Origin of the sequence: Pseudoduganella aquatica, from assembly GCF_009857595.1 — a bacterium.
Classification (GTDB): Bacteria; Pseudomonadota; Gammaproteobacteria; order Burkholderiales; family Burkholderiaceae_D; genus Rugamonas; species Rugamonas aquatica_A.
This window is the reverse complement of record NZ_WWCU01000003.1, coordinates 253,756-275,973: the sequence shown is the minus strand read 5'-3', so window position 1 is coordinate 275,973 and position 22,218 is coordinate 253,756. Positions and strand designations below refer to the sequence as shown.

The window sequence follows — 22,218 nt, the reverse complement described above, 5'->3', positions numbered from 1 at the left end:
TCCGTAAAATCAGCGCTGCGTGAGGCAGATCAACGCTGCCAGAGGTTGACGATTTGCGCGGTCTCGGTCGGCGCGTGGTCCAGCAGGCGCGAAAGCTCGCCTGCGCTGCCGCGCACCTGGGCCACGATGCGCTCCAGCTGTTCGCCGCCGATGTTCTGGTCGGGGATGGTGGCGCCCAGCGCGGCGACGACCTTGCCGCTGTGGTCGCGCACCGGCGCGGCCATGGTGGAAATGCCGCGCTCGAAGAAGCCCTGCTCCCACACGTAGCCGCGCTCGCGGTCCTGCTGCAGCAGGTTGAACAGGTCCAGCACGGTGTGCGGCGTGCTGTCCGAATACACCTTCAGGTGCTCTTCCGGATACAGCTCGCGCAACTGCGGCAGGGTCAGGTCCTGCAGCAGCACGCGGCCCAGCACCGTGGCATGGGCCGGCAGGCGGGTGCCGACGTTGACGGTGCTGACGAACGGCGCCGGGGTGCTGGACTTGGCCACGTAGACGATGTTGCGCGCGTCGCGCACCACCAGCGTGGTGGAGTAGCCGATTTCGTCGCGCAGGCGCTCGAGCAGCGGGCGGCCGATTTCGGTCAGCTCCAGCGAGGCCAGGTATTCAAAGCCCATGCGCAGCACGGCCATGCCGAGGCGGTAGTCGCGGCCGCCCTCGGCGCGTTCGACGAAGCCCATGCGCTCCAGTGTGGTCAGCAGGCGGAACACGGTGGAACGCGGCACGTCCAGGCGCTTGGCCAGTTCCGGCGCGGACAAGGTCTTCTCGTTGCGGCTGAATTCGCACAGCAGGCGCAGGCCGCGTTCCAGGCCGGGCACCGTGTATTTGTCGGCGCTGTCGTCTTCCGCTTGTTCAGGCTTGTTGTTCATTGTTTGTCCCGTTATGTTGTAGTGGTCAGTTCAGGATGGCGGCCATGGCAGCGGATGGCTGCTCCACGTAGCAGGCGTGGCCGGCCTGGTCTATCAGTGCGAAGGGCAGGCCGTGGCGCTCCGCCACCAGGCGGCAGTCGTCCGGCGTGGTGACGTTGTCGGCGCTGCCGCAGTGGACCGAGGCCACTGCGCACACGGCGCCGGACAGCGCGTAGTTCTCGATGGCGTCGCCGCACAGCAGATGCACCGCCTGCGTGTAGCCGGCCAGGTTCAGCTGCGCCATATTCCAGCGCACCCAGTCGCGCTGCGCGGTGGTGGCGTTGCCGGACAGGAGGCGGGCCGAGCGCTGCGTGGCCATGCCATGCACGCCCAGCTCGCCCACGGTGGACAGGCGTTCGCGGGCCACTTGCGCACCTTGCTCCAGCCGCGCCGCCTGGCCGTAGCCGCGCGCTGGGCTGAGCAGCACCAGCTTGTCCAGCGTGGCCGGATGGGCCGCCGCGTAGGCGGACGCCATCATGGCGCCCAGCGAATGGCCCACCAGCGTGATGCGGCCGCTGTCGTGCGCGCCCAGCACGCCCAGGGCCTGCAGCATCTGGCGCAGGCGGGCTGCGTAGGCGTCCGCGCCGGGACGTGCGGCGGGCAGCGGCGTGGAAGCGCCGTAGCCGGGTGCGTTCCAGGCGATGATGCGCGCGCCCGGCGCGGCGGCTGCCAGCTCCAGCGCGCAAGGCAGCCAGGAGGCGGCGCCCGAGCCTATGCCGTGCAAGAGCACAATGGCAGACTGCGTGGCTGGCGCAGGCGGCACGCCCGGCGCCGGAGCGATCTCGCGGTAGCTCACGGCGCCGCCTTCGACGGCCACGGTCTGCTCCGCGAAATGGCGCTCCAGCAGGGACAGGGCGTACTGCAAGCCGTCCGCTTCCGGTGCCTTGGCGCTGATGCCGGCAAAGTTCATCTCAGCCTCGCTTGATGCTGGCCAGCGGGTGCTCTGGCGGATAGGTTGGCGTGACGGGCTTCTGCGCGCCCAGCATCACGCACATCAGCGCGTCTTCCTCGCCGATGTTGATCTCTTCGCGGTACACGCCGGGCGGAATCGACACCACGTCGCGGTCGGTCAGGATGGTCTCGAAACGCTCGCCGTCCTTTTCCAGCACCAGTTTCAGCTTGCCGCGCAGGACGAAGAACACTTCTTCCACGTCCACGTGCAGGTGCGGCGGGCCTTCGTGGCCGGCCGGGATGATCATGGTGGAGAAGGTGAAGTGCTCGGACGGGATCACGCTGCTGTCATTGGCCACGCCGGTGCCGCCGGTGCCGATGTAGCGCATCTGCGCGCGGCGGTACTTCGGATCGTAGTCGGCCTGGAACTTCAGCGCGTTCCAGTCGTACTTGCGGGTGGAGAAGCGCGCCACGCGGGTGTTCATCCACTCCTCGAAGGAGGCGCCTTGCGGCTGGTCCCAGCTGCGCTGGATCTGCTTTTGTTCGGATACGTCGCTCATTGATATGCTCCTGATTTAGTTCATTACGAAGCCGCCATTGACGGCAAGGACTTGGCCTGTGACGAAGCGGGACAGGCCGGACAGCGCGAACAGCACCGCGCCGGTCACGTCTTCCGGCAACTGCAGGCGCTGCAGGGCGCGGCCGTCCTGGTAGGTCTGGTAGCGCTGGGCCGGTACATATTCGGTGGCTTCGACTTTCGTCAGCCCCGGCGCCACCGCGTTGACGGTGATGTTGTGGGCGCCTTCCTCGCGCGCCAGCGAGCGTGTCATGCCGATGATGGCGCCCTTGCTGGCCACGTAGGCCATCAGCTTGGGCGCGCCCCACAGCGGCGTGTCCGAGGCCAGGTTGACGATGGCGCCGCTGCCGGAGGCGCGCAGCGCGGGCAGGCAGGCGTTGGTCATCAGCCAAGTGCCGCGGACGTTCACCTCCATCACCTTGTCCCACATGGCGATGTCGATCTGCTCGGACGACTTGCCGCCGGAGTTGGTGATGGCGGCGTTGTTGACCAGGCCATCGAGCCCGCCCAGCTGGGCCACGGCCGCTGCGGCGCAGGCCTCGATCGATGCCGGATCGGCCATGTCGAGCGGCAGGCCATGTACCTGCAGGCCGCGTTCGCGCAGCGCCGCCACCGAGGCGGCCAGCGTGTCGTGCAGGATGTCGGCCAGGGCCACGCTGGCGCCGGCTTCGGCGATGGCGGTGGCGAAGGCCAGGCCCAGGCCGCGCGCCGCGCCGGTGACGAGCACCTTGCGGCCGGCCAGGAGTTGGGTCGTAGTCATCTGTGGCTCCTTTACTTGGTGCTGGTGGCGGCTTTAGGCAGGTAGTGCAGCACGCGCCGCTCAGCCCATACCACTGCGCCGTAGGTGACGATGCCGGTCAAGGTCAGCGCGCAGATGGCGACGAAGACGGCGGCCGTGTTGCCCTGGCCTTCGCCGTCCACCAGCAGGAAGCCCAGGCCCTGGTTGCCGCCCACCAGTTCGCCCACGGTCACGCCGATGACGGCCAGCGTGGAGGCGATGCGCAGCCCGGAGAACAGGGCCGGCATGGCGGAGCGGAACTCCACCAGGCAGAAGATCTGCCAGCGCGAGGCGTTCAGCGTGCGCACCAGGTTCACCATGTCCGGGTCCACCGTGCGGATGGCCGACAGCACGTTGATCATCACCGGGAAGAACACGATCAGCACCGCGACGATGATCTTGGGGTAGATGGTGTAGCCCAGCCACATGACGAACAGCGGCGCGAAGGCGACCTTGGGCGCGATCTGCAGCGCCAGGATGTAGGGCGATAGCATGGCCTCGGCGCGCGGCGAAAGGCCCAGCGCCACGCCGACCGCGAGGCCGAGCAGGGAGCCGAGTGCGAAGCCGATCACCACTTCCATGGCGGTGATGCCGAAGTGGCCCAGCAGGTCGCTGTTCTTCCACATGAAGAGCGATTCCTGCAGCACGCGCGAGAAGCGCGGCAGGATGAACTCAGGCATGCCCAGCGCGCCGGGACCCCATTCCCAGGCCGCCAGGAAGATGGCCAGCACCAGCAGGCTGCCCAGCACGGTGCGCGTTTTCTCGCTCAGCAGCGGGGCGGCTTTGGCGGGCGTGCTCATGGCAGGGGTGATAGAGGTTGCGGTGTCCATTTAGCGCGCCGTCCCGATGAACTGGTTGGTGAACAGGTCGTTGACGGCGGCCGCCTTGGAGACGATGCCTTCGCTGACGTAGAACTTCTGCACCGTGTCCATGCGCGCCGCGTCGATCTGGCCCAGCGGCTTCTGGTTTGCGTACACGTATTTGCGGTACATATTGAAGATCTGCTCGATGCTGGCTTCCTTGCCCTTGTAGGAGGGGATGGCTTCCACGTAGGCGGCGGTGGCGGCTTTCGGATCTTTCATGATGTCTTCCATGCCGCGCAGCGTGGCGCGCACCAGGCGCTTGAGCAGCTCCGGCTTGTTCTTGATGGTGTCGTCGGAAGCGAGGATGGCCTGGGCCATGGACTTGAAGCCGTTGGTTTCGATAATGTCCACCTTGGCGCCGGCGTCGGTGGCGCTGACGATCCAGTCCGGCACGCCGGCCAGGGCCTGCGCTTTGCCGGCCGCGAACACCTGCCACACGCCGGACGGGCCGGCGGCCTGGATGGCGGCGTCGCTCTTGCCCAGGTCCACGTGCTTCATATTGCCCAGCAGCGCGTAGTAGGTGGTGTCGGTGTAGGACATGACGGTGATGGTCTTGCCTTTCAGGTCGGCCAGCGACTTGATGCCTCCGCCCTGGTGCACGCCCACCATGGTCAGCGAGCCCGCGCCCAGCACCGCGATGGCTTTCACCGGCACGCCGTTGGCGCGCACGATGATGGGGGTGTCGCCGATGGCGCCGCCGATCACCGCGTTGCCCGCGCCGATCTGCTTGGCCACGTCCACGCCGCCCTTGGCCGCCACGAAGGTCACCTTCAGGTTTTCTTCCGCGTAGTAGCCCTTCTGCTGCGCGATCATCCACGGCGCGAAGGCCGGCGTGTTCGGCGGCGCCGGCAGCAGGTAGGTGACTTCTTCAGGCGCCGCCATGGCTGGTGCGGCGGCGAAGGCCATGGCTACGGCGCAGGCGGCCGAGGCGAGGATTTTATGCATGCTCATATACGCTCCTGATTTCGTGAAAAGTTAGTGCAGTTCGGCTTCCTGGTCCTTGCCCACTTTCAGTAGCTCCATCAGGCGTCCCGCCAGGGGGCCGATTTCGGGCAGCTTGCGGCGCGCCAGCGGATCGTTGCGGTGCGGCAGATCGACGATGATTTCCTCGATCACGGTGCCGGGGCGTTCGCTCATCACCAGCAGGCGGTCCGACAGGGCAATCGCTTCGATCAGGTCGTGGGTGATGAACAGCGCGGTGCGCTGCTTCTCGTACAGCATCTGCGCCAGGTCCTGCTGGAGGATCATCTTGGTTTGCGCGTCCAGCGCGGAGAAGGGCTCGTCCAGCAGCAGCACGTGCGGGTCCACCGCCAGGGTGCGGGCCAGCGCGGCGCGCTGGCGCATGCCCCCGGACAGCTGGTAGGGATAGTGGCCTTCAAAGCCTTTCAAGTGGCACTTGGCCAGCAGCGCATTGGCCACCTGGTCGCGCTCCTTGGCGGACACGCCGTCGATCTCCAGGCCCAGCGCCACGTTGGCGCGGATGGTACGCCAGGGCATCAGCAAATCCTTCTGCAGCATGAAGGCCACCTTCTTCACCGGCTTGGTCACCAGCTCGCCGCTCACGTAGACCTCGCCCACCGTGGGCAGGTACAGGCCGGCGCCCATGTTCAGCAGTGTGCTTTTGCCGCAGCCGGACGGGCCGATGATGGAGACGACTTCCCCGCTGCGGATAGAAATGTTGACGTTGGTAACCGCGGAACGCGGCTGTGAGGTTTGCCGGTCGATGAAACTCTTGCCGACGTTGCGGAATTCGATTTCGATCATCATTTCTCTCACAATTCATGTGTTCCACATATAAAACAGTGCTTCGTATGTGGGTTGTAATGTGATTGAAATATAGCAGACATTTTTCACAAATCCAGCGTTTTGTCTCAAATAAAAATCAGCGTTTCATAGGTAAAACAATGTGTGAAAATGAGGCGGTCGCGGCCGGACGTAAAAAAGGGGACGCTTCCCTATGGAAGGTCCCCTTTTTGGGCGGCGGCGCCGCGCGGGCGCACCGTGGCTGCTGTTGTTTTTGTGACTTAGGTTGTGGAAGTCACGTGCGCGGCGCGGCGTGCGCGCGGCTGCATGGAGCGGTCGGGCGCCGGGGCAGCAGCGGGTGCTGCAACCGGAGCCGCAATCGGAGTCGCCTGCGGGGCGGAGGAAACCTGTGGCAGATCATCGCCGCCGTCGGCCGCGCGGTGCTGGCCCGGCAGCCAGCCGGCAATGGCGGCGGTGCCGGCCATGCACAGGGCGATGACGGAGATCGCCGCAATGACGCCCAGCGCCGAGTAGCTGCTGCTGACGGTTGGAATTTTTTTGATGATCGCCATGATGATCTCCCTTTATTTTTTGCTGAGACTCAAGATTAGCTATCCGGCACGCCCCAAGCTATACATGGCCCTGTATCAAAAGTAAGCAACTGTAACCACGGCCTTGAACTGGCGTTACACTGGCTGCTTTTGCTCTCCCTGGAGGCCGCCATGAGCCAGCTGTTCACCCCTTACGCACTCGGCCCGCTGAAGCTGGCCAACCGCATCGCCATCGCACCTATGTGCCAGTACTCGGCCGACGACGGCCTGGCCACGGACTGGCACATGATCCACCTGGGCCAGCTGGCCCTGTCCGGCGCGGGCCTGCTGATGACGGAGGCCACCGCCGTCTCGCCCGAGGGCCGCATCTCGGCCTGGGACCTGGGCCTGTGGTCGGACGCGCACCAGGCCGCGCTGGCGCCGGTGGTGCAGGCCATCCGCAAGTATTCGTCCATGCCGCTGGCGGTGCAGCTGGGGCATGCGGGCCGCAAGGCCTCCAGCCAGCGGCCGTGGGAAGGCGGCGCCAGCGTGCCGCCGTCGCAGGGCGGCTGGCAGACCGTGGCGCCGTCCGCCGTGCCGCATGCCGCCGGCGAGCACCCGCCGCTGGCGCTGGACGCGGCCGGCCTGCGGAAAGTGAAGGACGACTTCGTGGCCGCCGCGCGCCGCGTGCATGCGCTGGGCATCGAAGGCATCGAGCTGCACGGCGCGCACGGCTACCTGCTGCACCAGTTCCTCTCGCCGCTGTCCAACCAGCGCACGGACGAATACGGCGGCTCGCTGGAGAACCGCATGCGCTTCCCTCTGGAGGTGCTGCGCGCGGTGCGGGCTGCGGTGCCGGAATCGGTGTGTGTAGGCATGCGCATTTCGGCCTCGGACTGGGTGCAGGGCGGCTGGGACATCGAGCAGAGCGTGGCCTTCGCGCGCGAATTGCAGCAGGCGGGCGCGCACTTCATCCACGTGTCGAGCGGCGGCGTGTCGCCGCTGCAGCAGATTCCGCTGGGGCCGGGCTACCAGATCCACTTCGCGCGCCGCATCAAGCACGCCACCGGCCTGCCCACCATAGGCGTGGGCCTGGTGACGGAAGCCGAGCACGCCGAATCCATCGTGGCGCAGGAGGACGCGGACGTGGTGGCCCTGGCGCGCGCCATGCTGTACGACCCGCGCTGGCCCTGGCACGCGGCGGCCAGGCTGGGCGCGCAGGTGCAGGCGCCGCCGCAGTACTGGCGCTCGCAGCCGCGCGAACTGAAGGATTTGTTCGGCTCCACCCGCCTCGGCCAGCGCTGACGGCGGCGTGGGCCGAAAGCGTCCCAGCCCAACAACATTGTTGCCATTCTTGTACAAAATTCATCGTGGCGCGCGCCGCGTAAAGCCCTATAATCGCTTGTTTTTTACCGTACCCATCACCAAGGAATGCCTGTGAATCAAACGCTGGTCCAGAAACTGACCCGTACCAAACCGGTAGGTCTGCATGCCGAACAGGGCGACTCGCTTCCCGGAGGCCTGAGCCGGTCCATGGGCTTGTTCTCGCTGACCATGATAGGTGTGGGCGCCACCATCGGCACCGGCATTTTCTTCACCATGGTGGAAGCGGTGCCCAAGGCCGGTCCTTCGGTGGTGCTGTCCTTTCTGCTGGCGGCGCTTACCGCGGGCCTGACGGCGCTGTGCTACGCCGAACTGTCCTTCCGCATTCCCGCTTCCGGCTCCGCCTATTCCTTCGCCTACAGCACGGTGGGCGAGTTCCTGGCCTTTATCGTCGCCTTCTGCCTGCTGCTGGAATATGGGCTTGCCGCCAGCGCCACGGCGATAGGGTGGTCGGACTATCTGAACAACTTCCTCGTCAACGCCATCGGCTGGCAGATCCCCGAGACCCTGCGCACGCCGATGATACTGGCCACGCCCACGGGCTGGGCATGGAACGCCGGCCACTTCAACCTGCCGCCCATGGTGCTGGTGGCCATGTGCTGCGTGCTGCTGGTGCGCGGCACCAAGGAATCGGCCACCACCAACGCCATCATGGTGATGGTCAAGCTGGCCATCCTGATCTTCTTCGTGGCCATCGCCTTCAGCGGCTTCGACGCCAGCAACTTCACCCCCTTCATCAAGGCCACGCCGGGCGAGTGGGTGCCGGGCGCCACCGGCATTGCCGCCGCTGCGGGCACGGTGTTCTTCTCCTTTATCGGCCTCGACACCATCGCCACCGCCGGCGAGGAAGTGCGCAACCCCAAGCGCAACGTCCCCATCGGCATCCTGGCCGCGCTGGTGATCGTTACCGTGTTCTATCTGCTGGTGGCCATGGCGGCCATGGGCGCGCAGCCCGCGCACAAATTCGAGGGCCAGGCTGCGGGCCTGTCGGTGATCCTGCAGGACGTGACGGGCAAGGCCTGGCCAGCGCTGGTGCTCTCGGCAGGCGCCGTGATTTCGGTGTTCTCCGTGACCCTGGTGACCATCTACGGCCAGACCCGCATCCTGTACGCCATCTCCAAGGATGGCCTGGTGCCGAAGACCTTCCAGACCGTGAACGCGAAAACCCATTCCCCGGTCAGCAATACGCTGATCGTGAGCCTGGTGGTGGGCGTGGTGGCCGGCCTGGTGGACTCCACCTTCCTGTGGGACATGGTCTCCATGGGTACGCTGACCGCCTTCATTATCGTCTCGGTGGCCGTGCCGGTGCTGCGCCGCAAAGACCGCGCTGCGGGCATCCCGACCAAGGGCGGCTTCCGCGTGCCGTTCGGCGCCTACCTGGTGCCTGCGCTGAGCATCGCCGCCTGCGCCTACCTGATGATCAACCTGTCGCACGCCACCAAGGTGATCTTCACCGTCTGGATGGTGGTGGCGGTGGTGACTTACTTCGGATACAGCATCCACAACTCGCGTCTCAAAAAAGGATAAGCCCATGCAGGTGAAAGCAAAGGTAAAGGTCGCTGCGCAGGCAGTCTTTCTGGCCACGGCCGCGCTGTCCGGGGCCATGGCCCACGCCGAGGGACCGGCCCTGCGCGACTACCGCTCGCTGGCCTTGTCCGGCGCGGGCGACCGCGTGGTGGCGCTGGAAGCCAATGACCCGGGCGGCCTGCCCAGGCGTCCGCATTCCACGGTGGTGGTGCGCGACGCCGCCAGCGGCAAGGTGCTGAACGAGTACGACCCTTGCGCCACCTGCTCCTACGACCGTCCAAGCTGGGCGCCGGACGGACGCAGCCTGGCCTTCATCGCATCCGACAGCAAGGCCGGCACCGCCATGCTGTTCGTGGCGCAGCAGGGCAAAGCCAGGCAGCTGCTGACCATCAAGGGCGTGGCCAACACCGCGCGCTGGTCGCCGGACGGCCAGCGCCTGGCGCTGCTGGCCACGCTGAACGCGCGCAAGCAGGTGGGCGCGGTGGAGGCGGGTGCGCCGCAAGTGGGCGAGATCGGCGAAGTGGAAGACGCGCAGCGCATCGCCACCGTGCCTGCCGCCGGCGGCGCATTGAAGCTGCTGTCGCCCGCCGACAGCTACATCTACGAATACGACTGGACGCCGGACGGGCAGGGCTTTGTGGCCACCGGCGCCAAGGGCAACGGCGACAACAACTGGTGGGTGGCCAAGCTGCTGCATATCGACGCGGCCGGCAAGGAGCGCGTGATCGCCGCGCCGAACACGCAGCTCAACCTGCCGCACGTGTCGGAAGACGGCAAGACCGTGGCCTACATCGGCGGCTTGATGAGCGACTTCGGCTCCATCGGCGGCGACGTGTACACCGTGCCGCTGGCGGGCGGCGAGCCGGTCAACATCACGCCCGGCTACGCGGGCAGCTTCAACGGCCTGGCCTGGCGCGGCAAGCGCCTGCTGGCCACCGCGCTGATCGGCGCGGACCACGCGGCGCTGGAACTGAGCACCAGCGGCGGCAAGCACGCGGTGCTGTGGTCGGCCCCGGCCAGCACCTCGGGCGCGGACGGGCGCATGTCCTTCAGCGCGGACGGCACGATGGCTGCGGCGGCGGTGGAAGACTTCCGCACCGCGCCGCACATTGTTGCAGGCCGCCTGCCGCAGCTGAAAGCCGTTACGCAGGACAACGCGGCCTTCACGCCGCAGGTATCGGTGCAGAGCATCAGCTGGAGCAGCGACGCTTTCCGCGTGCAGGGCTGGCTGCTGGGACCGGAGAAGACCGAGCCGGGCAAGAAGTATCCCATGGTGGTGCAGGTGCACGGCGGCCCTGCCGCCGCCGCGTCGCCGCGCTACGTGGCGGGCGGCGAGCAGGCCAATCCGCTGATACGCGAACTGACCGCCAAAGGCTACTACGTCTTCCTGCCGAATCCGCGCGGCAGCTACGGCCAGGGCCAGGAATTCACGCGCGCCAACCGGCGCGACTTCGGCGGCGGCGACCTGCGCGACATCCTGTCCGGCGTGGACGCGGTGACCAAGGCTGCGCCGGTGGACGGCGAGCGCCTCGGCATGGTGGGCCATTCCTACGGCGGCTTCATGACCATGTGGACCGTCACGCACAGCCAGCGCTTCAAGGCGGCCGTGGCCGGCGCCGGCATCGCCAACTGGATCAGCTACTACGGCCAGAACGGCATCGACCAGTGGATGGTGCCGTTCTTCGGCGCCACCGCCTATGACGACCCGGCCATCTACCGCGCCGCCTCGCCGATCGAATCGATCAAGGCGGCCAGGACCCCGACCATGATGTATGTGGGCGAGCGCGACGTGGAAACGCCGGCCGTGCAGTCGCAGGAATTCTGGCACGGCCTGCGCGCCATGGGCGTGCCGACCTCGCTGACGATATACGAAGGCGAGGGCCACGCCATCCGCAAACCGGACAACCAGCGCGACATCCGCCGTCGCACCATAGGCTGGTTCGACCGCTACCTGAAATGACAAAAACCGGCCTCGGCCGGTTTTTTCTTGGGGTGCGGCAGCTTGGCTTTGCGCGCTTATTGCGCCTTGGCCAGCGTTTCCAGCTCTTCCAGCGAGCGGTCCAGCGCAGGCTGCAGGCAGATACGGGCGGCCACAACGGCGGCGCCAACGACGGTGGTGAACAGTGCGATCAGTTCCATTCTTAACCCCGCGAAGCCATGAAGTGCAGCTCGTTCATCAGGTTGGGCATGTTCGCTTGCGGACGGCTGGCCAGCTCGAACAGGGTCGGCTGCGGCATGCTGCGCTGCGCTGGAGCGGCGGCTGGCTTTTGCGCCAGCAGGGCGGCGACCAGACCGCGTGCTGCGCGGCCAACGTTGGTGAAATAGCTATTTTGCGGGAAGCTGTCGAAAGTCAGATTGCTAGCGGTGCTCATAATGTGCTCCAATGTTTGCGATGTTGCAGTGCAGTATAAATGCCGCTCGCCCATAAATAAACTTTTCATTTGTGATGTGGCCTATAAAAAATCAATATAACTCTCCACAAGAGGGAGACGCAGGGGTGTGGCTCTGCTGTATCATTAATGGCTTAAAAGCAATTAAAAACAGGGGATAGGGAATGTCTTTGCGTATCAAAATGATGCTTGCGCTGTTGCTGACCGGACTTGCGTCCGTGGCGGTGGTGGGCGGGCTGACTTACGCCAGCGTCGACAGGAAGTTCGACACGATCCGGAGCAAGCAGGCCGCCGAACACTTCCATACGTTCATGACGGCCTACCTGACCGAGTATGGCGACTGGAAGACCGCCATCTCCACCGAATCGTTCGACCACTTTGTGCAGCGCACCGAGCGCCGCCAGGGGCCGCCGGACGGCGAGCGCCCGAGCGAGCTGCTGGAGCGCATGCCGCCGAATATCGACCAGCAGTCGCGCGCCCCGCGCGCAGACGGCCCCCCGGCCGAAGACGGCGCCCGCCCCGGCGAGCCGCGTGATGAGCAGAATGGCCGCCGCCAGGAACCCGCCGGCCGCCGTGGCCCGCCCGACGGCCGCCGCCCCGAATTTGATGACCGCCGAGGCCCGCCGGACGGCGCCCGCCCCGAGTTCGACGATCGCCGTGGTCCTCCTGACGGCCGCCGCCCCGACCCTGATGACCGCCGTGGTCCGCCGGATGGCGCCCGCCCCGAGTTCGACGACCGCCGTGGTCCGCCCGATGGCCGCCGCCCGGACCCCGACGACCGCCGTGGTCCGCCCGATGGCCGCCGCCCGGAATTTGATGACCGCCGTGGCCCGCCGGATGGCCGCCAGCCGCCACCGGCCGAGCGCTCCACGCAGGCGGACGGCGGGCAGGCCGCGCCGCGCATCTGGCGCACCGTCTCACGCCAGGCTGCACCGTCAGCGGACAATGCCCGGCAAGCCGGCCCCGGCCCAGACGATCGCCCGCGCGGCCCCGAAGGCGACGGGGACCGCGACCGCGACGCTGGTGGCCCTGACCGCCAGCGTCAGCCGCCATTCCGCTTTGTCCTGACCGACCCGGATTACAAAGTCCTGCTGGGCGCCGGCCAATACGGCCGCGACTCCATTCTGCCCACGGACGCCCGCGCCAAAGCCCGGCCTATCGAAGTGAACGGCAAGGTCGCGGCCTATGTTTCCACCGAAGGCGTGGTCACGCCCAGCCGGCAAGAGCTGGAATTCCTGGGCGCCATGCGTTCCTCGCTGGCCGCCGGCGCGGCTGGCGCAGCAGTGCTGGCGCTGGGCCTCGGCTTGGCGCTCGGCCGTGGTTTGAGCAGCCGCCTGAGCCGCCTCACCAGCGCGGTGCGCGCCATGCACGGCGGCTCGCTGCGCCAGCAAGTGCCGGTGCAGGGCAAGGACGAAGTGGCCACGCTGGCCAGCGCCTTCAATGAAATGAGCGAACAGCTGGCGCGCAGCCACGAAGAACTGCAAGCGTCGCACCAGACCATCCTGGAGCAAGCCGGCCAGCTGCGTGAACTGAGCATCCGCGACGCGCTCACCAACCTGTACAACCGCCGCCACTTCGACGAGCAGGCCAACAGCCTGTACAACCAGGCCGTGCGCCACAAGCGGCCACTGAGCCTGGTGATCGGCGACATCGATTTCTTCAAGAAGATCAACGACAACTACTCGCACGCCACCGGCGACGCGGTGCTGCGCCAGGTGGGCGCCATCCTGCGCCAGCACGTGCGGCTGAGCGACCTGGTGGCGCGCTACGGCGGCGAGGAGTTTGTGCTGGCGCTGCCCGAAACCGACCTGCCGCAAGCCGCCGCGCTGTGCGACAAGCTGCGCCAGATCATCGAACAGCACCCGTGGCACGAAGTGGAGCCCGGCCTGAAAGTCACCATGAGCATGGGCGTGTTCGCCGACTACGCGGTGGGCACCGCCGAAGCCATGCTGCAAAAGGCCGACGCGCTGCTGTACCAGGCCAAGGAGACGGGCCGCAACCGCGTCTGCCACGCTTAAGCAGGTTCGGGCTCGATCTCGGCCAGGCCGTAGTGGGCGCGCGCCGCGTTGCAGGCCGGCGTGCCCGCCTCGAACTCGCGGCAGGTGCTGGAACGCAGGGGATAAATGGAACAGCCGACCTGCTGGCCGACTTCGCCTTCCAGCGCCGAACAGCGCGAAGGCCGGTGCTCGGTGCCGCGCATCGCCACCAGGTGCGGCGAGATCGGAATCACCATGCGCTGCGGCACGGTGCCGCCTGGATGCGCATCCGTTTCACCCCAATAGAACGACACGCGGAATTTGGCGCAGCATGCGCCACAGCTCTGACAGAATGACGACATCTTCCATGGCAAGGTAACAATACTGGCTGTTATGATAATCAGGACGCCGCACGCGATCAAGCGTGCGCCGCACCTGGAGACGCCATGCCGCAACCCCTCCCTCCGCAGTCCGCGCTCGGCGCCGCAGACACCGCCGCGCTGATCCCGTTCCCCGTGCTGGTGGACGCGCTGCGCATCGCCGTGGCGCAAGCCGCGCAAGGCATCATAGCCTGTCCGGCGCGGCAGGTGGTGCCGCTGGCCGACGGCGGCGTGATCTTGTCCATGGTCGCCACCGCGCCCGACATCGCCGTGCACAAGCTGATCACCGTCGTGCCGGGCAACGGCGTGCGCGGCCTGCCCACCATTGCAGGCCAGGTCAGCGTGCTGGACGCCGCCACCGGCGCCATCGTCCTCACGCTGGACGGCGCCACCGTCACGGGCCGCCGCACGGCCGCGCTGTCCATGCTGGGCATCGCCACGTTGCTGGGCCGCGCGCCGCGCCATGTGCTGCTGGTCGGCACCGGCACGCAGGCGCTGAAGCATGCGCAGGCGCTGTCCGTCATCTACCCGCACGCGGCCATCAGCATAGGCGGCCGCAGTGGCGCCTCCGCCGAGCGCTTCATCGCCGAGCACCTGCACGCCGCGCACCGGCCCGCAGCGGCCGATGTCGCCGAGCTGGCGGACGACATCGATGTGGTCATCACCGGCACCACCAGCAAGCAGCCGGTCTACCTGCACCCCGCGCGCGCCGGGCGGCTGATCATCGCCGTCGGCGCCTTCAAGCCCGACGCCGCCGAAATCGCCCGCGCCACCGTGCTGGGCAGCCGCATCTACGTCGACGACCCAGAAGGCGCCCGCCACGAAGCCGGCGACCTGCTGCAAGCCGGCGCCGACTGGTCCCAGGTGCAAGGCATCGCCCAGGCGCTCGGCGCGGCCCCGATGGCCGACACGGAAGCGGTGCTCTTCAAAACCGTCGGCTGCGCCGCCTGGGACCTCGCCGCCGCCCGCGTAGCGCTAGGCACGGCCGGGACTAGGCGATAAACCAAATCAGGGCTGGACCTTGTGGTCTTCGGCCTGGGCTTCTTCCATGGCGGCGGGTTCGAGTTCTTCGGCTGAGCGGTTCAGGTGGATGAAGATGCCCCAGGAGGCCAGCAGCACGCCTACGCTGGCGATCAGGGCGGCGACGTAGAGCAGGTCGCCAGCGTCATCATGGACGGCGCGGAAGGTGGCGACCAGGCCTTCGATGGCCAGCGCGACCACCACCACCACGAAGAAGCGCGACAGGAAGCGCCGCACGCGGGTGGGGGCGCTGATGTCTGCGTCGCGCACCACTTCTTCTTCGATGATGGTTTCGGCGATCTGCAGCGCCACCACGGCGGCGGCCAGGATGCCGATCGCTTCGATCACTTCCTGCGCCGCCGAGAGCCCGAAGTCGCCGCCCGCCGCGTGCCAGCCCATGCGGGCGGCAATGGCGACCAGGAACAGCGCCCCAGCCCCGAACAGCAGCGCGATCATGGCGTGCAGGCCGCTGCAAACTAGCATCAGCTGTTTCATGGGGTGGCTTCCGTTCAGGTTGGGATTACCTGATTGTAGGCCCGTCTTTCCGCGCGCTATGTGCGCTACACATCACATGGCGCTGATGGAGACGTTGCGGACGATCGCCTCGCTGTGAACGATGATTTTGTCCGCATCCGCCTGCAGCAGCCGGATGCGCCGCTGCACCACCGGCCAGCCGGACCAGGCGACGTCGGCATGCGCGCCGGGCTCCGTTGCCGGCTCCGGCGCGGCGGCCATAGCTGACGTAGGCGCGGGCTGCGGCGGCATCGGCTGGCCGTGCTGCGCCAGCGCGCGCGACAGGGTCTGGAACACCTGCGCGTGGCTCTGCGCCAGCATGGCGTTCACCGCGTCCGCCGGGATGTCCTTCACATGCCGCCGCAGGATGGCGCGCAGCGCCGCCACGTGCGCCACCAGCAGGTAGTTCTGCACGATGAACAGGTTGATGTCCTCGGCCGCGCGCTGCTTGCTGGCCGGTTCGTCCATCATGCGCACCAGCGCCGCGCTCAGGCCCGCCAGACTGTCCATCAGCCGCTTGCGCTCGATGCGGTAGGGGAAGTCGTTGCGGCTTTTCCCTTGCAGCAGATCGAACGAGGCCTGCATGTAGCGCAGGTTCACGTCCAGCACCTGCCGTATCAGGCGCGGCAAGGTCTGGTACTCCCAGTTCGCCAGCACGAAGCTGAACACGGTGGCCACCGCCGCGCCGATGAAGGTGTCCACCAGGCGCTCGGTGATCAGGCTCGTGTTGCCCGGCGCGATCAGGTGCATCTGCAGCAGTATCATGATGGACACCGCAATCGCCGCGTAGCGGTAGCGCACGTAGATGAAGGTGGGCGTGGCCACTGTCGCCAAAATCAGGATGCCGATGATGACGGCCTGCGCCTCCACAAACTTCAGTATCAGCGCCGTGATGACGCAGCCGATAATGGTGCCGACGATGCGGTCGCTGCGCCGCTGCTTGGTCATGCTGAAGCTGGGCTTGAGGATGATGACGATGGTGAGCACGATCCAGTAGCTGTGCGCCGCGTACGGCAGCACATGGCCCACCGCCAGCCCGGCGGCAATCGCCATCGCCACCCGCAGCGAGAAGCGGAAGATGGGCGAGTCCATGCGGAAGTGCGACAGCATCAGCTGCAGCTCGTACTTCTGCTGCGACAGGAAGGGCTGCATGTCCGCGTCCACCCAGAACGGCGTGCCTTCGTACTCCTTCTGGCTGGCCACATGCAGCTCGCCTATCATGCGGATGATGGCGCGGATCTTGTTGCGCTGAGCGCGCAGCACGGCCAGCGCTTCGCCTGCGGGCTTGCCTGCATTGGCGTCCGCCTGCAGCTGCGCGATGGCCGCTTCCAGCGCCTCCATCTCCGGCGCGTAGCTGATGGCGGCGTGCGACGGCAGCTTGCGCGTGACCGCATAGCCGACCGACTCAATATCGCGCGCGGCCTTGTAGGCCAGGTCGTGCAGCGTTGCCAGCACCGGCGCGTCGGCCAGGTGGGTGCGCAGCAGCGCGTAGTCGGTGTGGGTGGACAGGATCTGCTCGTACAGGTCCAGCATGCAGACGTGGATCTGCACCACGATGGCGTCCTTGCGGTTCTGGTGGCTGCGCAGTATCAGGTCGCGCGAGGCCTGCTGGCGGTCCGCCAACAGGGCCTGGTGCCGCACCAGCTTGTTGAACTGCTCGGTGAGGTTGTAGCGCGTGTCGTAGAAGTCGGCCTTGATGTCGATATAGGCCGCCAGCTCGAACAGCGCCTCGGCCAGCACCTGCTGCTTGATGCGGTGGCGCAGCAGCCAGGCCAGCGCCATGGCATAGCCGAGATAGGCCACGCTGCCCAGCAGGAACAGGCCGGCGTGGCGGAAGGACTCGCGCGCCGTCATCTGATGTTCCATGGACATGGTCATGATGAACAGCGTGGCGAGCTGCAGGGGCATGGACTTCTTCCCGTACACCACCATCATGCTGGCGAAGAAGCTCACCAGCACCAGCATGGTCATCAGCAGCCACGGCACGGGGCCGCACAGGCTGATGAGCAGGGTCACGGCGGTACACAGCAGCACCGACGCCAGCATCTCGTTGAACTTGTGCTTCAACGGACTGGGCATGTCCATCAGCGCCGTGCACAGCGCGCCTATGCACACCGTCATGGCGACGGCCATGCCGGCGAACTGCTGCGCGATGATGGTGACGCCGACCAGGCCTGCCGCGAAGCGCAGGCCCAGGTGGAAGTAGTGGCTGTAGAAGAAGGTCCGCAGGTTGAGTGCGTAGTGCATCGATCTCTTACAGGATCGACAGCACAGGGTAGCGGCGCCATTCCGGCTCGGCGTGCCGTTTACCGTGATGGAAGATGAAGTGCAGCACCGCGTCCTGGTCGGACAGCAGCGCCGGATTGGCCAGCTTCCACGCTTCGAACTTGGCTTTCAGCTCAGGCTCGGTCTCCAGCATCTCCAGCGCCAGGTCTTCGAAGACGTAGTCCGAGAAGGCTTCCTTCTTTTCCAGCACGCTGTTGAAGAAGCCCCAGCGGAAGAAGCTGTCGTGGCCTTGCGGCTCCAGCGTCTCCACCGCGTAGCGGGCGTTGTCCTGGTCCAGGGAGACGATGTAGTCGCCCACATTGAGCTGGAAGCTGCCGGTGCGCGCTTCCACTTCTACGCCGTCGTGGAACATATGGCCCTCGTAGGCGGTGGGGCGCGATTGCACGGAGGCGATGTGGTAGTACTGCGCGTCCACCGTTTCCGCTTGCTCAACGCGCGTCATCCGCACGCCGTTCCATTGCAGGCGCTCGATGGCTTCGCGCCACTGCTGCGGCACCACATAGGCTTTCGGTGCGCGCACGGTCACGCTGGCGGGGAAGCTGTTGTAGTAGGCGATGTCCTTTTCCCACGGCTGGCTGCGGTCGTAGGACAAACGGGTGTAGTTGCCGATCACGCTGGGGTGGCGCTTGGCGGCGTAGCCCTTGAAGCGGAAGGTGGATGGATTGTTCTCGTCCATCTGCCACATCACCGGCCAGGCAGTCTGCTTGCGGCCTGCGGCCTTGGCTTCGGCGCGCAGGCGCTTGATCTCGGCGCCGTGCTGCACGGTGAAGGCCAGCGTGGTTTCCACCAGTGCGCGCATGGATTCGTAGCGGTCCGCGAAGGGCTTGAGCATATGCGTTTCGGGCATGAAGCCGATCACGTGGTGCATCGCCGCGAAGCCGGTGGAGAAGCGCGGCACTTCCAGGAATTCGGCGATGCCGTCGTCCGGCGTGTCCTGCACCGGGTTTACATAGGGGCAGGTGGGCCAGCCGCGCTGCTCCATCTCCGCGTAGATCGCGGGCAGCATGGTGTTGCGCAGGAAGGGGCCGAGGCCGTAACCCAGCTTGTCGGCCTGGGTGTGGATCAGCGTCATGGTGTAGCTGTAGTCGGCGCCGTTGGAGGTGTGGGTGTCCACCATCACGTCCGGCTGCCACGATGCGATCAGCTGGTTGAACAGCCTGGCGTTCAGGGTGTCGCACTTGACGAAGTCGCGGTTCAGGTCCAGGTGGCGGCTGTTGCCTCGGAAGCCGAATTGCTCGGGGCCGTCCTGGTTCACGCGCGAGGTGTTGGCGCGGTTCAGGCAGCCGTCCACGTTGTACACGGGGATGAACAGGAACACGGTTTCGCCCAGCGCGGCCAGCCTGGCCGGGTCGTAGCAGAAGTCGCGCACCAGGGCCATGCAGCCGTCCACGCCTTCCGGCTCGCCGGGGTGGATGCCGTTGTTGTTGAAGAAGACGGTGCGGCCGGCGGCCTTGATCTCGTCGCGGCCGAACACGCCGTCGGCGCTCACCACGCCGCGATGCACCGGAATGCCGCCGTCCGACACGCCTATCTGTTCAAAGCGCAGCACCTGCGGGAAGCGGCGCGCCAGCTCCTCGTAGAAGGCGATGCAGTCGGTCCAAAGGGTGGTCTGGTTACGGTTGCCCTTTTCGTAGGGCGTGAGCATTTCTGGGTGCATGGCGTCTGGATCTCAGAGGTATGGTGGTGAAAGCGCACCGGGTAGGCGCTGAATCAGAGCCGAATTGTAGCATTGGGGGAGCCGCCTCCCCCGTGCCGGGCCGCTTACTGCGGGCCGTTCTTGTCCACCCAGGCGGCGTAGGCGGTGATGAATTTGCGCAGCACTTCGCGGGTCTGGTCGTTATTCACCTTGCCGTCCTCGCCCAGCATCTTGGTGGCGCCGCCGATATAGGCTTCCGGCGCGGGCATGGTGGCCACGTTGAGCGCCACCAGCGACTGGCGGATGGCGTGGTTGGCGCCGAAGCCGCCCACGCCGCCCGGCGACACCGTCACCACGCCGCCGGCCTTGCCGCCCCAGATGCTCTTGCCCGCCGGGCGCGAGCCCACGTCGAGCGCGTTCTTGACGGCGGCCGGCATGGAGCGGTTGTATTCGGGCGAGACGATCAGCACGCCGTCCACCTTGGCCAGCGTGTCGCGGAAGGCGGTCCAGGCGGCTGGGGGCTGGCCTTCGTCGTCCAGGTCCTGGTTGTAGAGCGCCAGGCCGCCGATGTCGACGAACTCGAATTCCAGCGAGGCGGGCGCCAGGGCGATCAGCTCGTGGGCGAATTTGCGGTTGATGGAATCCTTGCGCAGGCTGCCGATCAGCACGGCGATTTTTTTGGCGGACATGTGGTTCTCCTGTGTTGGTGTATGGGCAAGCCTGACTGTAGCGCAAGTGCCGCTCGCCCGGCGAACGATAAAAATAGCTTGCAATTAAATAGCGCACTATGTATTATTCGTCCCATGCAGCGGCAACAACGTTGCCGGTCTCTCTCAAATAAGTAGTGCACTATTAAATAACCAACGATAGGATAAATCATGCGCACCATCAAAACCCTGATCGCAGCATCCCTGGCCACCCTGATCGCTACCAGCGCCTTCGCCGGCGGCCTGCCGGGCGTGGAGTCCAAGACCGCCAAGTTCCTGACCGCGCTGGAAGGCGGCCAGCCGCTGGAAACCATGACGCCGGCCGCCGCCCGCGCCGTGCTGGAAGGAGCGCAGAAGGGGGCCGCCCTGCCCGCGGCCGACGTGTCGCGCAAGACCATCACGGTGGACGGCGAAGAGATCAAGCTGGTGATTGTGCGCCCAGCCGGCAGCAAAGGCACGCTGCCCGCGTTCATGTTCTTCCACGGCGGCGGCTGGGTGCTGGGCGACTTCCCCACCCATGAACGCCTGATCCGCGACCTGGTGTCCGGTTCCGGCGCGGTGGCGGTCTACGTGGACTACACCCGCTCGCCGGAGGCCGGCTACGGCGTCGCCATCAAGCAGGCTTACGCCGCCACCAAGTGGGTGGCAGCGCACGGCAAGGAAATCCAGGTGGACGGCAGCCGCCTGGCGGTGGCGGGCAACAGCGTGGGCGGCAATATGGCCGCCGTGGTGGCCCTGATGTCCAAGGACAAGGGCGAACCCAAGCTGCGCTCGCAATTGCTGCTGTGGCCCGTAACGGACGCCAATTTCGATACCCCGTCCTACCAGCAGTTCGCCGACAACCACTTCCTGACCAGGAATATGATGGTCTGGTTCTGGGACAGCTACACCAAGGACGCCGCCAAGCGCAAAGAGATCTACGCGTCGCCGCTGCAAGCCACGCTGCCGCAGCTGCAAGGCCTGCCGCCTGCGCTGATCCAGACCGCTGAATTCGACGTGCTGCGCGACGAAGGCGAGGCCTACGGCCGCAAGCTGGACGCCGCCGGCGTCACCGTGACCGCGGTGCGCTACAACGGCATGATCCACGACTTCGGCCTGCTCAATCCCCTGAGCGGCGTGGACGGGGTGCGCGCAGCGATGAGCCAGGCGTCGCAGGAACTCAAGGCCCGCCTGAAGTAAGTTGATTTAGCCCAGCGCTGCGCCCAGGTCTTCGTAGAGGAACCGGGTCAGCGCCTTGATGCGCGCGGTGTCTTTCAGGTCGCGGTGGGTCAGCAGCCACAGGCCGGTGTCGAAGCACGGGTCCGGGTCGGCAAGGCGCTGCAGGCGGCGCTCGGCGCCGGCCAGGTGGCACAGTAGCGGCGCCATGCCCATGCCGTCGCGCGCGGCGTCCACCATGGCCAGCAGGCTGTCCACGCGCATGCGCACGCGCCCGGGCGGCACGTTCTGCGCCAGCCAGCGGGCCTGCTCCAGGTGGGCCAGCGTGTCGTCCAGGCCGATCCAGTCGTGCGCGGCCCAGTCGTCCGGGGCGATGCCGCGCTTTGCGGCGGCCTTCAGATAGCTGTGCGAGGCGTAGATGGCGCTGGACAGCGCGCACCTGAACGCAGGCCAGCAGCACCAGCCCGAGTTCGCGGCCATGAGCCCCAACCACAAGATTCCCCTGCTGGTGGATAGTGGCCAGGCCATCTTTGAATCCGGCGCCATCCTGATCCACCTTGCCGACAAGGCAGGGCGCCTGCTGCCCAGGGACGGCGCGGCGCGCAGCACGGTGCTGCAATGGCTGTTCCTGCAAGTGGCCAGCGTGGGGCCGATGCTGGGACAGCTGTGGTGGTTCCGCCATGGCGCCGTCGCCGGGCCGCGCAATGAGCAGGCGCTGGAGCGCTATGGGCGCGAGGTGCACCGCCTGTACGGCGTGTACGAGCAGCGGCTGGCTTCCAGCGCCTGGCTGGCGGGCGCCAGCTATAGTATCGCCGACATCGCCACCTGGCCGTGGCTGGCGTCGCACCACGAGCTGGGGCTGGACATGGCCGGGTATCCGGCGGTGTCGACGTGGCTGGAACGCATTGCGCAGCGTCCCGCCACGCAGCGCGGCATGGCGCAGGCGAAAGGGGAGTGA

23 protein-coding genes are annotated in these 22,218 nt (G+C 66.7%); 7 read left to right on the top strand and 16 right to left on the bottom strand.

Going from position 1 to position 22,218, the window contains the following annotated elements:
• Positions 1–29 precede the first annotated feature (29 nt).
• From GTP77_RS04870 to GTP77_RS04835, 8 genes are all read right to left on the bottom strand, one after another.
• Positions 30–866 (bottom strand): IclR family transcriptional regulator, encoded by an 837-nt coding sequence (locus tag GTP77_RS04870; RefSeq protein ID WP_161071043.1) that lies wholly within the window; start codon positions 864–866, stop codon positions 30–32.
• Positions 867–891: 25 nt separating this feature from the next.
• Positions 892–1,815, bottom strand: a complete 924-nt coding sequence (locus GTP77_RS04865; protein ID WP_161071042.1) for an alpha/beta fold hydrolase — start codon at positions 1,813–1,815, stop codon at positions 892–894.
• Position 1,816: 1 nt separating this feature from the next.
• Positions 1,817–2,356, bottom strand: a complete 540-nt coding sequence (locus GTP77_RS04860; RefSeq protein ID WP_161071041.1) for a cupin domain-containing protein — start codon at positions 2,354–2,356, stop codon at positions 1,817–1,819.
• A 15-nt stretch (positions 2,357–2,371) separates the two neighbouring features.
• Positions 2,372–3,133, bottom strand: a complete 762-nt coding sequence (locus tag GTP77_RS04855; protein ID WP_161071040.1) for an SDR family oxidoreductase — start codon at positions 3,131–3,133, stop codon at positions 2,372–2,374.
• 11 nt (positions 3,134–3,144) lie between these two features.
• On the bottom strand, positions 3,145–3,981 hold the full coding sequence (locus tag GTP77_RS04850) for an ABC transporter permease (protein WP_161071039.1): 837 nt from the start codon (positions 3,979–3,981) through the stop codon (positions 3,145–3,147).
• Complete coding sequence (locus GTP77_RS04845) at positions 3,982–4,959, bottom strand: ABC transporter substrate-binding protein (RefSeq protein WP_161071120.1); 978 nt, start codon at positions 4,957–4,959, stop codon at positions 3,982–3,984.
• A gap of 30 nt (positions 4,960–4,989) precedes the next feature.
• Positions 4,990–5,781, bottom strand: coding sequence for an ABC transporter ATP-binding protein (locus GTP77_RS04840; protein ID WP_228894023.1), 792 nt, complete (start codon positions 5,779–5,781; stop codon positions 4,990–4,992).
• 257 nt (positions 5,782–6,038) lie between these two features.
• Positions 6,039–6,329 carry a hypothetical protein gene (locus tag GTP77_RS04835; RefSeq protein WP_161071038.1) on the bottom strand — a complete coding sequence of 97 codons (291 nt, stop codon included), beginning with the start codon at positions 6,327–6,329 and terminating at the stop codon, positions 6,039–6,041.
• A gap of 150 nt (positions 6,330–6,479) precedes the next feature.
• Between GTP77_RS04835 and GTP77_RS04830 the strand changes: the two genes are divergently transcribed.
• From GTP77_RS04830 to GTP77_RS04820, 3 genes are all read left to right on the top strand, one after another.
• Complete coding sequence (locus GTP77_RS04830; RefSeq protein WP_161071037.1) at positions 6,480–7,592, top strand: NADH:flavin oxidoreductase/NADH oxidase; 1,113 nt, start codon at positions 6,480–6,482, stop codon at positions 7,590–7,592.
• A 132-nt stretch (positions 7,593–7,724) separates the two neighbouring features.
• A complete protein-coding gene (locus GTP77_RS04825; protein ID WP_161071036.1) occupies positions 7,725–9,197 on the top strand; it encodes an APC family permease in 1,473 nt (490 codons plus the stop codon).
• 4 nt (positions 9,198–9,201) lie between these two features.
• The gene (locus tag GTP77_RS04820; RefSeq protein ID WP_229202083.1) at positions 9,202–11,157 is read left to right on the top strand and encodes a S9 family peptidase; all 1,956 of its coding nucleotides are present in this window, start codon (positions 9,202–9,204) and stop codon (positions 11,155–11,157) included.
• 56 nt (positions 11,158–11,213) lie between these two features.
• On the opposite strand, the gene GTP77_RS30870 is transcribed toward GTP77_RS04820, so the two are convergent.
• Together GTP77_RS30870 and GTP77_RS04815 are read right to left on the bottom strand one after the other, a co-directional pair.
• Positions 11,214–11,336: a hypothetical protein gene (locus GTP77_RS30870; RefSeq protein WP_260048463.1), complete on the bottom strand. Its 123-nt coding sequence runs from the start codon at positions 11,334–11,336 to the stop codon at positions 11,214–11,216.
• A 2-nt stretch (positions 11,337–11,338) separates the two neighbouring features.
• Entirely contained in the window at positions 11,339–11,569 is a 231-nt protein-coding gene (locus GTP77_RS04815; RefSeq protein ID WP_161071035.1) for a hypothetical protein, read from the bottom strand.
• A gap of 182 nt (positions 11,570–11,751) precedes the next feature.
• Here GTP77_RS04815 and GTP77_RS30530 point away from each other — a divergent pair, with 182 nt between their 5' ends.
• The gene (locus GTP77_RS30530; RefSeq protein WP_229202082.1) at positions 11,752–13,605 is read left to right on the top strand and encodes a diguanylate cyclase; all 1,854 of its coding nucleotides are present in this window, start codon (positions 11,752–11,754) and stop codon (positions 13,603–13,605) included.
• On the opposite strand, the gene GTP77_RS04805 is transcribed toward GTP77_RS30530, so the two are convergent.
• Positions 13,602–13,925 carry a YkgJ family cysteine cluster protein gene (locus GTP77_RS04805; protein WP_161071034.1) on the bottom strand — a complete coding sequence of 108 codons (324 nt, stop codon included), beginning with the start codon at positions 13,923–13,925 and terminating at the stop codon, positions 13,602–13,604. The genes GTP77_RS30530 and GTP77_RS04805 overlap by 4 nt on opposite strands.
• Positions 13,926–14,009: 84 nt before the next feature.
• On the opposite strand from GTP77_RS04805, the gene lhpI reads away from it, so the two are divergent.
• Complete coding sequence (lhpI, locus tag GTP77_RS04800; RefSeq protein ID WP_161071033.1) at positions 14,010–14,945, top strand: bifunctional Delta(1)-pyrroline-2-carboxylate/Delta(1)-piperideine-2-carboxylate reductase; 936 nt, start codon at positions 14,010–14,012, stop codon at positions 14,943–14,945.
• Between the two features lie 6 nt (positions 14,946–14,951).
• On the opposite strand, the gene GTP77_RS04795 is transcribed toward lhpI, so the two are convergent.
• The 4 genes from GTP77_RS04795 to GTP77_RS04780 all read right to left on the bottom strand — a co-directional run bounded on the left by GTP77_RS04795 (position 14,952) and on the right by GTP77_RS04780 (position 20,087).
• Complete coding sequence (locus tag GTP77_RS04795; protein WP_161071032.1) at positions 14,952–15,458, bottom strand: hypothetical protein; 507 nt, start codon at positions 15,456–15,458, stop codon at positions 14,952–14,954.
• A gap of 72 nt (positions 15,459–15,530) precedes the next feature.
• Positions 15,531–17,723 carry an FUSC family protein gene (locus GTP77_RS04790; RefSeq protein WP_161071031.1) on the bottom strand — a complete coding sequence of 731 codons (2,193 nt, stop codon included), beginning with the start codon at positions 17,721–17,723 and terminating at the stop codon, positions 15,531–15,533.
• Positions 17,724–17,730: 7 nt separating this feature from the next.
• Entirely contained in the window at positions 17,731–19,419 is a 1,689-nt protein-coding gene (locus GTP77_RS04785; protein ID WP_161071030.1) for a M14 family zinc carboxypeptidase, read from the bottom strand.
• Positions 19,420–19,523: 104 nt separating this feature from the next.
• Positions 19,524–20,087, bottom strand: a complete 564-nt coding sequence (locus GTP77_RS04780) for an NADPH-dependent FMN reductase (RefSeq protein ID WP_161071029.1) — start codon at positions 20,085–20,087, stop codon at positions 19,524–19,526.
• A gap of 189 nt (positions 20,088–20,276) precedes the next feature.
• On the opposite strand from GTP77_RS04780, the gene GTP77_RS04775 reads away from it, so the two are divergent.
• Positions 20,277–21,284 carry an alpha/beta hydrolase gene (locus GTP77_RS04775; protein WP_161071028.1) on the top strand — a complete coding sequence of 336 codons (1,008 nt, stop codon included), beginning with the start codon at positions 20,277–20,279 and terminating at the stop codon, positions 21,282–21,284.
• Positions 21,285–21,290: 6 nt separating this feature from the next.
• On the opposite strand, the gene GTP77_RS04770 is transcribed toward GTP77_RS04775, so the two are convergent.
• Positions 21,291–21,740, bottom strand: a complete 450-nt coding sequence (locus tag GTP77_RS04770) for a LysR substrate-binding domain-containing protein (protein WP_161071027.1) — start codon at positions 21,738–21,740, stop codon at positions 21,291–21,293.
• Between GTP77_RS04770 and GTP77_RS04765 the strand changes: the two genes are divergently transcribed.
• Positions 21,739–22,218, top strand: a complete 480-nt coding sequence (locus GTP77_RS04765; protein WP_229202081.1) for a glutathione S-transferase family protein — start codon at positions 21,739–21,741, stop codon at positions 22,216–22,218. The genes GTP77_RS04770 and GTP77_RS04765 overlap by 2 nt on opposite strands.